This is a genomic window from Actinomadura luzonensis (assembly GCF_022664455.2).
GTDB lineage: Bacteria > Actinomycetota > Actinomycetes > Streptosporangiales > Streptosporangiaceae > Nonomuraea > Nonomuraea luzonensis.
In genome coordinates this window covers 802415-813715 of sequence record NZ_JAKRKC020000001.1, presented here as the reverse complement: position 1 = coordinate 813715, position 11301 = coordinate 802415, and the positions used below count along the sequence as shown (strand labels likewise).

The window sequence follows — 11301 nt, the reverse complement described above, 5'->3', positions numbered from 1 at the left end:
TGTGACGAGGAGAGCGATGGAACGCGAGCCAAATCGACTGCTGCAGCAGCTCATCGCGGAGGCGGGCTTCTCCCACAAGGGATTGGCCAGGCGCCTCAACGACCTGGGTGCCGCCCGCGGCACGCCGGGCCTGAAGTACGACCACAGTTCGGTGCTGCGCTGGATCGGTGGCCAGCGCCCGAGGGACCCGGTTCCCGGCCTGCTCACGGAGATCTTCGCGATGCGCCTGGGCAGGCCGGTGAGCTCGGAAGACCTCGGAATGCCCGCCGTCATCACACCCCTCGATCTCGGACAGGAGTTCACGCACACCTGGCAGGAGGGGGTCGCGACTGTGACCGCGCTGTGGCGGGCCGACGTGGAGAGGCGCAGGTTTCTCATCGACTCGACCTTCGCAATCGGAGCCGGCTCCGTGGGAGCCGTCCGCTGGCTGACGTCCCCACCCGAGGGACGCCCGAGCAGCGGCGGGACGCGGCGCGTGGGCCGCGCCGACATCGCCGCCATTCACGAGGTCACCCGGTCCTTCGGGGAGCTCGACAACCGTTTCGGCAGCGGCCGGGTCCGCTCGTCCGTCGTCAAATACCTCGACACCGCCGTCTCGCCGCTGCTCAAGGACGGCTCGTACGGCGAGACCACCGGCCGGCAGCTCGCGGCGGCCGCCGCCGAGCTGACCCGTCTGGCCGGCTGGATGGCCTACGACATGGAGCAGCACGGCCTGGCCCAGCGCTACCTCATCCAGGCGCTGCGCCTGGCCAGGGGGGCGGGCGACCAGACCCTCGGCGGCGAGATCCTGGCCGGCATGGCCCACCAGGCCATCTACATGGGGCAGCCGGACCACGCGCTCGACCTCGCGCGGGCGGCCCAGCTCTCGGCCCGCAACGCGGGCGTCGACACCCTCCTGGCCTCCGCGCAGGTCCTGGAGGCCCACGCGCACGCGGTGCGGGGCGACTCCCGCTCCTGCGGCGCCTCGCTCAACCAGGCCGAGCAGTCCTTCGACGCGCGCAAGCCCGCCGAGGAGCCCAGCTGGCTGAGCTACTTCGACGAGGCCTACCTGTCCGCCAAGTTCGCCCACTGCTTCCGCGACCTCGGCGACGGCGCGCGGGCCGTCCACCACGCGCGCCGCTCGCTCGACATGGACTCCCGGTACGTGCGGGGGCGCATGTTCAACCTGTCCCTGCTGTCGGCCGGGCTCGTGCAGTGCGGCGAGCTGGAGGAGGCCTGCGTGGCCGCCTCCAGCGCGCTGTCGCTGGCCGGCGAGCTGCAGTCGGCCCGCTCCCGCTCGTACGCCACGGACCTGCGGCGGCGGCTGGAGCCCTACAAGCACGAGCGGCCGGTGATGCGGCTGCGCGAACGCACCCGCGAGCTCACCGCCGTGTGAACGCCGACGGCCCGGGGCGAGCCTGTCGCCCCGGGCCGTGTTCCGCGCTACTGCAGCAGCTCGCCCTTCGGGCTCACGATCGCCTTCGTCTCGGCGTAGCTCGCCTTGTTGTAGACGTCGGCCACCTCGCCGTCGAAGTACGCCGAGCTGATGAAGTCGATCCGGTCGTTGCCGTCCTGGTCGGCGAACGTGCTCGTCACGCCGTTGACGTAACCGGTGCGCTTGTTGTTGTCGTACTTCAGCAGCCAGGGGCCGCCGTCGGCGCCCGGCGTCATCGAGCACTTCAGCGCCTGGTGGGTCTCCGCCTTGAACGTGTTGACCTGGTAGGTCTTCGTGGCGGTCTTGCCCATGCAGTACTTGGGCGTCAGGCCCGTGTAGGGCTTGTCCCCGTCGGGGTGCGGGGCGCCGGGGTAGCCGAAGACGGTCACGTACTGGCCCATCGGCTGGTTCCAGGCGAAGCCCTGACCGCCGACGACATCACCGAGCCGGCCGAGGTCCTTGGCCAGCCCGACGGTGAAGACGGTCCTGTAGTAGAGCGTCTTCGTGGACTCCTTGACCCAGTAACCCAGGTAGTAGTGGGTGATGGTGTAGTTGCCGCGCGCGTCGAGCTTGCGGTAGCCGAGGCCCTTGTAGGAGTCGTACTCCGACTTGGTGACCTGGTCGACGACGATCTTCTCCGGTTCCTTGGCGCCGTTGCCGTTCCCCGTCGGAGCCTTGTCGTACTCCTCCTTGGAGACCTCCTTGAACGCGCGCTTCTTGTCCGGGTAGTCCGGGCCCACGACGTCGCTGGTGGTGGCGAGCTTGGCCCAGCAGTCGGCGCTCTCTCCGCCGTTCAGGTCGACGCACTTGGTGTAGTCGGCCTGGGTGATTTCGACGTCCTTGGCCCACTTGTCGCCGAGCCACTTGTCGTACTCCTCCTTCGGCACCTGCTTGGAGTCGCCGAGGGAGAAGCCGTTGTGCACCGCGACGAAGGCGTAGTCGCCGTCGTAGTCGTCATAGGTGTCGAGGTCGTAGGCGGTGAAGGCGTAGGCGCCCACGTAGATGCCCCACGGAGCCTTGCCCTGGTAGTAGCCGGGGATGAAGACCCACTTGCGGAAGACGTCCTTGCCCTTCTCGTACACGCAGTGGCCGGCGGTGACGACGAGGTTGCGGTGGCGGGACTGGATGGAGGTGGCCGAGCACCAGCGGTACTTGCCCTCGCGGTCGAGGAAGAAGACCTTGCCGAGCGTCTTCGGCAGGTTGACGTTCTTCACCTTCGTGGCGGTGGCGACGCTGCCGGTGGGCGCGGTCGAACCGGGCTTTCCGTCATCGGGGGTGTTGCTCTGGGCGCCCACGAGCTTGGGCACGTCTTTGAAGTCCCAGTGGTACTGGGTGGCCTTGCGCAGGGCCGCGCCGTTGGCGTCGAGCCAGAAGTTCGCGCTGCTGTAGGCGTCGGCAGGCTTGGGGGCCAGCGGGTCGGTGACCCAGTGGGGCTCCGCGGCGGCGGGGAGGGCAAGGGTGGCGGCGCTCAGGCCGGCGGCGGCGAGGGGGATGAGCAGGCGCTTCAAGGGAGGGCTCCACAATGGGGTTGTCAAGAAACAGCGTAAAGACCCTATCGACCCATTTGTCACTCTGGTAAGGGTCTTTCTCGTTTTTCCCAGAAAAGGCCGAAGGGCCCGGCAAAAGCCGAGCCCTTCGGGTAAAGCAGTTGGCCTGAGGTTTGGACCCCCAGTTCCAGGGACGGACAGACTGTCGTCAGCCGACCTTGCCGGACCACACGGCCGAAGCGGCCTTGTAGACGGCAGCGGTCTCGCCGTCGAAGTACGACGAGTAGATCGTGTCGTACCGGTTGTTGCTGTCCAGGTCGCCGAACACGGCGCTGGTGACGCCGTTGACGTAGCCGAGACGCTTGGCGTTGCTGTACTTGAGCAGCCACGGCGAACCGTTGTAGCCCGGGGTGACCGCGCACTTCAGCGACACGAGCTCCTCGGCCTTGATGGCCGCGACGACCGTACGCTTGGTGTTGGTCTTGTTGTAGCACCACTTCGGCGTGACACCCGTGTAGGGCTTGTTGCCGTCGGGGTGCTCGCCACCGGGGTACCCGAAGGTACGGACGTACTTGCCGGTCGGCTGGTTCCAGGCGAAGCCCTGGCCACCGACGTTGTCACCGAGGCGACCGACGTCCTTGCTGAAGCCGGCGAAGACGTACCACACCGTCTTGTAGTACTTGGTCGACGACGTCCGCTTCACGAAGTACGTGAGGGAGTAGTGGGTAATGGTGTAGTTACCCTTGGCGTCGATCTTCCGGTAGCCCGGGCCGCTGTAGTTCTTGTACTCGGACTCCGTGACGAACTCGGTCCGCGGGAAGAACTTGGTGCGGTGGCCCTGAACCCGGAGGTCCGCGGGAGCCGCCTCGAACTCTTCCTTCGAGACTTCCTTGAAGGCGAGAGCAGGACGCTCGCCCTTCGGGCCCCGCCAGTCCGGGCCGACGAGGTCGTCGGAGCTGGAGGTCTTGGCCCACGCGTCGGAGGTCTCGCCACCGTTGAGGTCAACGGTCTTCTGGTACTCAGCCTCGGAGATCTCGACGTCGTAGGCGTCCTTGATCCCCTCGTACTTGTCCCAGTCGGCCTTGGAAACGACCTTCTTGTCGCCGTTGCCCAGCGTGATGCCGTTGTAGACGGTGACGAAGGCGTAGTCGCGGTCGTAGTCCTCGTAGTTGGCGAAGTCGTAGTGGGTGAAGGCCTGCTTACCCACGTAGATGCCCCACGGAGCCTTGCCCTGGTAGTAGCCCGGGACGAAGACCCAGCGGTCGAGGACGTGCCCGTTCGCACCGGTCTGGTACACGCAGTGACCAGCGGTGGAGACCAGGTTGTGGTACTGCGACTGGATCGAGGTGGCGGAGCACCAGTACAGCTTGCCGTCGCGGCCCTCGAAGAACACCTTGCCGATGGTCTTCGGCAGGTTCACGTTCTGAACCTTGACGGTGGCCTTCTTCTCCTCGCCAATCGGGGCGGTGGAGCCCGGCTTGGTGTCGGGGGTGTAGCCGCCCTTCATGACGACCTTGTCGACTTCCTTGTAGTCGTAGCGGTACACCTGCGCAGCGCGCAGAGCAGCACCGTTCGCCTTGAGCCAGAAGTCGACAGTCTCGGCGACCTTGTTGTTCGGGGTCAGCGGCGCGTCGTCGACGACACCCGAGGCGGAAGCCGTGCCGGCCAGACCAGCAGCCAGCAGACCGGTGGCCAGAATGGCGCCACCGGCGGGGAGGAGGATGCGCTTCAAGGTAACTCCTTGCGCTGTCGTGGAACGCCTCTTGCGTCCCATGCGTCAGTAAAGGGATAGCCAGGAACATACAGTGTCGATCTTGAGCTCGGGTAGTCGCTTTGGAAGGAAAACAGGCGACAAGTCGGGCGTAATCGTTCTGTGATGTTTAAGAAGCCGATGTGTAGAAGTAGACGAAGGCTCGGGTTGCACCCGTTTGCCCTGATCAACATAAGGAAGTTGTCAGTGTGACGACGGGGGCGAGGGTGATCACGCGACGCGGATGCCGACGACGATGTGATGCAGATCACATTGGATTGATGGCACCGTTCGGGAGCCGCGTGCGTCCAAAGGCCCTTCACTTTCGGCCGGCAACGCAAAAGGGCCCGGCGTGAGCCGGGCCCTTCGCTACGTACGGTTCAGGACCGAACGCTGTGCGTCACTCAGACGATCTTGCCGGACCAGACGTTGGCGGCAGCCTTGTAGACCGTGTTCGTCTCACCGTCGAAGTACGGCGAGGAGATGTAGTCCACGCGGCCATTGCCGTCCTGGTCGTTGAAGGTGCTGGTGACACCGTTGACGTAGCCCAGACGCTTGGCGTTGCTGTACTTGTACAGCCACGGGCCGCCGTCGGCGCCCTCGGTCATGGCGCACTTGAGGGCGACGTGCTCCTCGATCTTCTTGGCGGCCGAGCCGACGAGCTTCGAGGTGGTCTTGCCGTAGCACCACTTCGGCGTCACGCCGGTGTAGGCCTTGTTGCCGTCGGGGTGCGGAGCGGCCGGGTAGCCGAAGACGCGGACGTACTTGCCCGTCGGCTGGTTCCAGGCGAAGCCCTGGCCGCCGACGTTGTCGCCGAGACGGCCGGCGTCCTTGACGAAGCCCTCCACGATGAAGAACGTCGTCTTGTAGTACTTCACCGAGGACGTCTTCTTCACCCAGTACTTGAGGAAGTAGTGGGTGATGGTGAAGTTGCCCTTGGCGTCGATCTTGCGGTAGCCGAGGCCGTCGTAGTTCTTGTACTGCGACTCGGTCACGTTCTCCGTGACCGTGGCCCGGTTGGCCTTGGCGCCGTTCTTCTGGCCGCTGGGGGCGGCGTCGAACTGCTCCTTGGAGACTTCCTTGAGCACCTTGACGGCGCCCGGGTAGTCAGGACCGACCAGGTCCTCGGTGGTGTTGGCCTTGGCCCAGCAGTCAGGGGTCTCGCCGCCGTTGAGGTCCTTGCACTTCTGGTAGTCAGAAGCGCTGATCTCCTCGTCCTTGGCGTCCTTGATGCCCTGGTACTTGTCCCACTCGGCCTTGGAGACCTGCTTGGTGGTCCCGTTGCCGATGCTCACGCCGTTGTAGACGGTCACGAACGCGTAGTCGCGGTCGTAGTCCTCGTAGACGTCGAAGTCGTAGTGGGTGAAGGCCTGCTTGCCGACGTAGATGCCCCACGGAGCCTTGCCCTGGTAGTAACCCGGGACGAAGACCCACTTGGACATGACGTCGGCGTTGGAGCCGGTGTCGTACACGCAGTGGCCGGCGGTGGCGACCAGGTTGCGGTACTTGGACTGGATCGAAGTGGCGGAGCACCACTTCTTCTCGCCCTTGCCGTTGACGAAGAACACCTTGCCGATGGTCTTCGGCATGTTGACGTTCTGCGTCTTGGTCGAGGTCTTCTTCTCCTCGCCGATCGGCGCGGTCGAGCCCGGCTTGGTGTCCGAGGTGTAGCCGCCCTTGGTCTGGAGCTTGGCGACGTCGGCCTTGTCCCAGACGTTGGACTCGGTCGCGGCCTTGAGGGCGGCACCGTTGTTCTCCGCCCAGAAGTCCGCGATGGCCTTCGCGTTGGCGGCGCTGGTGGCCATCGGGTCGGAGGCGGTCGTCGTGTCGGCCTGAGCCGAACCGGCGAGGCCGGCGGCCAGAAGGCCGGTAGCCAGGATGGCGCCACCGGCGGGGATGAGGATGCGCTTCAAGGGAACGTGCTCCTTGCTCTGTCGTGGGTCGCAACAAGCGGCCCATGCGTCAGTAAAGGGATTGCAAGAAACATAGCCGGGTGATCTCCACAGGTGGAACCCGGTTTGGGCTGACCGGTAGGCAGGGTTACCGCCGTTACCTTGCTGTTATCAGTCAGAGGCCGTCCCGTGTTGTCCGCGTTTTCGCAGGACAGGCGGGGTTTGTGGCTGCTGGGACGTTTGTTCCGTTAGATGCTGAGTCGTTGTTCATTGTGACACAGATCACAGGAACCGATTTTGGGGCTGTCCCGTCTAATCTGCCTGAACATTCACAGGTGATCTTCAGGAAGTCGTCCAGGCCCTCGGAAAACAAGACGAGGGCCCCCGCCGTGACGGCGGAGGCCCTCGTGTTCCCCTGGCAGGGCTTACTTGTACAGCTCTCCGTTCGGGCCCACGATCTTGCCCGACCAGACGTTCTTGGCCGCGTTGTACACCGCGGCCGTCTCGCCGTCGAAGTACGGCGAGGTGATGTAGTCGATGCGGTCGTTGCCGTCCTGGTCGGCGAACGTGCTGGTCACGCCGTTGACGTAGCCGAGCCGCTTGGCGTTGCTGTAGTTGAGCAGCCAGGGGCCGCCGTCGTAGCCGGGGGTCACGGCGCACTTCAGGCCGATGTGCTCCTGGATCTTCAGCCAGGCGGCGCCGACGGCCTTCGAGGTGGTCCGGCCGTAGCAGTGCTTGGGCGTCACGCCGCTGTACGGCCTGTTGCCGTCCGGGTGCGGCGCGGCCGGGTAGCCGAAGGTGCGCACGTACTTGCCGGTCGCCTGGTTCCAGGCGAAGCCCTGGCCGCCCACCACGTCGCCGAGGCGGCCCGCGTCCTTGGACAGCAGGATGTAGTAGTGGCCGCCCCAGCGCCGCTTGGGCCCGGTGAAGCGCTCGTAGTCGCGGCGGTCCACCTGCTTGACGCCGTTGAAGAGGATGCCGTTGTAGACGGTGACGAACGCGTAGTCGCGGTCGTAGTCCTCGTAGACGTCGAAGTCGTAGTGGGTGAACGCCTGCTTGCCGACGTAGATGCCCCACGGGGCCTTGCCCTGGTAGTAGCCGGGCACGAAGACCCAGTTGTCCATGACGGCCCGGTTGCTGTCGGTGTCGTAGACGCAGTGGCCCGCCGTCGCGACCAGGTTGCGCTGGTTCGACTGGATGGAGGTGGCCGAGCACCAGCGGAACTTGCCGTGGCCGTCCACGAAGAAGACCTTGCCGACGGTGCGGGGCAGGTTGATGTTCTGGGCGCTGCCGCCGGACTTCGACGAGCCGGTCGGCGCGGTGGTGCCGGGGCTGCCGTCAGGGGTGTAGCCGCCCTTGGAGACGACCTTCCTGACCTCGTTCGAGTCCCAGGTGTACTGCGTCGCGGCGCGCAGGGCGGCGCCGTTCGAGGCCAGCCAGAAGGAGGCGACGGAGGCGGCCTGGGAGTTGCTGCGCGCCATGGGGTCGTGGGAGACGTCCCCGTCGGCCTGCGCGGCGCCGGACAGGCCGGCCGCGAGCAGACCGGTCGCGAGGAGCGCGCCGCCGGCGGGAAGAAGGATTCGGGTCAAGGTAACTCCAGGTTGCGCTGACATGAGGCGCGTCGTGCACCCCCACAAACTCAGCAAACGGACAGCCCGGAACCTACAACGCTGACCACGTTCGTGGAAGTTTGCGGGGGATCATGTCAGCGTTCCAAAGGCGGGCGTGACCGTACCGAGACCCGGGTTACGGCTGATCACGTGCTGTGACCAGGTGGTTGCATATGATCTGGGTCACATTTTGTGGTTCAGGTAATCTTCGCCGGCGTGTTCTGCGTCGCGGCCCGCTGGTAGACCGCCCCCGTGACGGTGTCGAAGTAGGGGGAGGAGACCGCGTCGTAGCGCTTGTCGCCGTTGCGGTCCCAGGTGAGGCTGTTGACGCCGCTCAGGCTGCCGATCCTGCGCTCCTGGTCGTAGCCGATCACCCAGGGGCCGCCGCTGGTGCCGGCGCTGAAGTCGCACGCCTGAAGCTGCACGCCCTTCTGCAGGTCGAGCGGCGGGGCGGTGTTCCAGATGGTGCGGCCCTCGCGGCACATCTTCAGGCTCTTGCCGTCGTACGGGCGGCTGCCGTCCGGCTGCGCGCCCGCGGGGTAGCCGAAGGAGGCCGCGCTGTAGGTGCCCGGCTTCCTGTTGAGCTCCAGGCCGAGGCCGCCGACGTTGTCCTGGAGGCGGCCGATGTCCTGCATGACGTACTGGCCGTTCTTGCTCACCCAGGAGAAGCCGCGGTGGACGGTGACGAAGGCGTAGTCGTAGTCGTAGTCGCCCCGGCCGACCCAGTCCTCGTGCAGGCTGATCGAGGAGGCCACGTAGATGCCCATCGGCTGCTCGCCGTTCGGGCCCGGGTTGGGGACGAAGATCCAGTAGTCGGCGGCCTTGGCCTGCCGCGGGTCGTAGGCGCAGTGCCCGGCGGTGGCGACCACGCTGCGGTTCCTCGCCGCGACCGAGCTGGCCGAGCACCAGTACTCCTTGTCGCCGAAGCGGAAGAAGACCTTGCCCATCGTGGCGCCGGTCGGGGCGCCCTTGCGCGGCAGCGCGGGCGCGGTGAGCTGCCCCGCGGCGCGCTTGGCGACCGCGGTGGTCCTGGTGGCCCCCGGGGCGGCCGGGCCGGCGGCTCCGCCCGCGGAGGTCGGCTTCGCCGCGGCGGTGCCGGGGGTGGCCGGGCTGTAGCTGTCGGCGTGCTTGAACTTCTCGGGCTTCCAGTAGTCGGCGACCCGCTTGACGTCCGCGGCGGTCTTGGCCAGGGAGATGCTCTGGACCTTGGCGGCGGCGCTCGCTGTGGTGCCCGCGGCCGCGCTCGCTGCGGCGTTCGCGATCCCCGTGAGGGCAGGCAGCACCAGCAGCGCGCCGCCTAGCGCAGCCGCCAGCAGATGCCGGGCCCGGGAGATCATGAAATGCCTTTCTTGGGGTCGTAAGGGGGGATTTTTCCAGATGTGCGGAGGGTATTGCAGCTCGGATAGGGATTCGTTACCTGAACCAGGTTCCAATGTGAACTATAAGGAGCCCGTCAGCCCATCACTCCCGATACCTCCAAACGATCATTCTCGGTGAATGTTTCCCCTGGTCAGAGGCATGATCGCGGCAGAGTGCGGCGGGCCGGAACACACAGGTAATTCCTCGGGATCAGGTGTCGCGCGTCACTCGGAATGCGGACCGGGGAGGCCCCGGATCCCGTGCGGGACCCGGGGCCTGGAGTGCCGGATCGTCACGGCATGTTGCCGGTCCAGCGGTTGGCGGCAGCCTTGTAGATCTTGTAGGTGTCGCTGTTGAAGTACGGCGAGGAGATGTAGTCGTAGCGGTCGTTGCCGTCGGTGTCCCACGCCACGCTGTTGACGCCGACCAGGTAGCCGGTGCGCGAGGCGCTCTTGTAGTTGTAGAGGAAGGGGCCGCCGCTGGCGCCGGCGGTGAAGGAGCACTTGAAGCCGATGTGCTCCTGCAGGTTGTACTTCTTGGCCTCCGGCATCGGCCGGGTCTTGCCGTAGCAGTACTTCATCGTCCGGCCGGTGTACGGGCGGTCGCCGTCGGGGTGCTCGCCCGCCGGGTAGCCGAAGGAGAACACGTTGAGCTTCGTGCTCCGGTTCCACGTGAAGCCCTGGCCGCCGACGTTGTCACCGAGCCGGCCCACGTTCTTGACGTTCCAGCGCCAGCCGTTGCCGGCCCGCTCCCACGAGACCTTGATGCCGTTGTAGACGTTGACGAACGCGTAGTCGTAGTCGTAGTCCTCCTTCACCACGAAGTCGTCGTGCGCGTTGAACGTCTTGGCGGCGTAGATGCCGTAGGGCGCCTTGCCGTTCCAGGCGTTGTTGCCGTCCCAGTAGGAGGGGATGAAGACCCAGTTGTCGTAGAAGGTGTTGTACTTGGTGTCGTAGACGCAGTGGGCGGAGGTCGCCACGAGGTTGCGGTACTTGCTCTGCACCGAGGTGGCCGAGCAGTAGCGCCAGTTGCGCGGGTCGCGCGGGTTGGTCCTCGGCAGCGTGAAGAACACGCGGCCGACCGTGTTGGGCAGGTTGACCTGCTTGCTCTTCTTCGTGCTGGTCTTCTCCGCGCCGATGGGCGGCACGGATCCCGCGGGGCCGTCGGGCTTGTCGTTGCTGCCCTTGACGCCCTTGGTGGACAGGCTCAGGCCGCCGTCGTAGTCGGTGGCCTGCTTGACGCGGTCCGGCGTCCAGAACTGGATCGCCTGCTCTGCGGGGGTGGCGGCGTTCCTGGCGACGACGTCTGAGGGTGCCGTCGTCGCGTTCGCCGTGGCACCGCTGAGGACCCCTGCCGCCAGGCCGGCGGCCGTGAGACCGGCGAGGGGGATCGTGATGCGCCTTGCTCGGGAATTCATGGAGCTCCTTCCAGTTCTCGGCGGCCCAGAGCGGGGTACTGCGCCCCGGTGGGCCAGGAAAACGCTGGGAACGTTAATGAATGGCGCGAGCGCGCCGCGAGCGAACGACGCGAAAAAGCATGAGCCGGTTCCATTCCGTTATAGAAATAGCGGAATCGCATGTATGACGAGAAAGCATTTCCGCAGGTGGGACCGGGTGTTTAATTGTCTCTGGTAACACCGGAAACCTCATCAACAAAAGGCATCGCCGGTCCACCGCACTTTACTCGCCGACACCCCTGTCCCATCGGCATCGCCGGAACCATCAGCTGCTCGCGCGGCGGCCTCCCCGGCAGGTTGTGATTTCGTGACGATTTCCCCCGCGCCGAGGGC

Annotated in this window: 7 protein-coding genes; 1 reads left to right on the top strand and 6 read right to left on the bottom strand. The window is 66.0% G+C overall.

Translation table 11 applies throughout. The features are described 5' to 3' along the window. Nucleotides 1-16: 16 nt before the first annotated feature. Entirely contained in the window at nt 17-1375 is a 1359-nt protein-coding gene (locus tag MF672_RS03775) for an NsdA family TPR-like regulatory protein (RefSeq protein WP_242375935.1), read from the top strand. A gap of 47 nt (nt 1376-1422) precedes the next feature. Here the strand turns inward: MF672_RS03775 and MF672_RS03770 are convergent, their stop codons facing one another. The 6 genes from MF672_RS03770 to MF672_RS03745 form a co-directional block, all read right to left on the bottom strand. Continuing rightward, a complete protein-coding gene (locus MF672_RS03770; RefSeq protein ID WP_242375934.1) occupies nt 1423-2922 on the bottom strand; it encodes a trypsin-like serine peptidase in 1500 nt (499 codons plus the stop codon). Between the two features lie 187 nt (nt 2923-3109). Further along, nucleotides 3110-4633, bottom strand: a complete 1524-nt coding sequence (locus tag MF672_RS03765) for a trypsin-like serine peptidase (protein WP_242375933.1) — start codon at nt 4631-4633, stop codon at nt 3110-3112. A gap of 422 nt (nt 4634-5055) precedes the next feature. Then, nucleotides 5056-6564 (bottom strand): trypsin-like serine peptidase, encoded by a 1509-nt coding sequence (locus tag MF672_RS03760; protein WP_242375932.1) that lies wholly within the window; start codon nt 6562-6564, stop codon nt 5056-5058. A gap of 404 nt (nt 6565-6968) precedes the next feature. Further along, nucleotides 6969-8132 (bottom strand): trypsin-like serine peptidase, encoded by a 1164-nt coding sequence (locus MF672_RS03755; protein WP_242375931.1) that lies wholly within the window; start codon nt 8130-8132, stop codon nt 6969-6971. 218 nt (nt 8133-8350) lie between these two features. After that, nucleotides 8351-9490 (bottom strand): trypsin-like serine peptidase, encoded by a 1140-nt coding sequence (locus MF672_RS03750; RefSeq protein WP_242375930.1) that lies wholly within the window; start codon nt 9488-9490, stop codon nt 8351-8353. A gap of 314 nt (nt 9491-9804) precedes the next feature. Next, nucleotides 9805-10929 (bottom strand): trypsin-like serine peptidase, encoded by a 1125-nt coding sequence (locus tag MF672_RS03745; RefSeq protein WP_242375929.1) that lies wholly within the window; start codon nt 10927-10929, stop codon nt 9805-9807. Between the last annotated feature and the right edge of the window lie 372 nt (nt 10930-11301).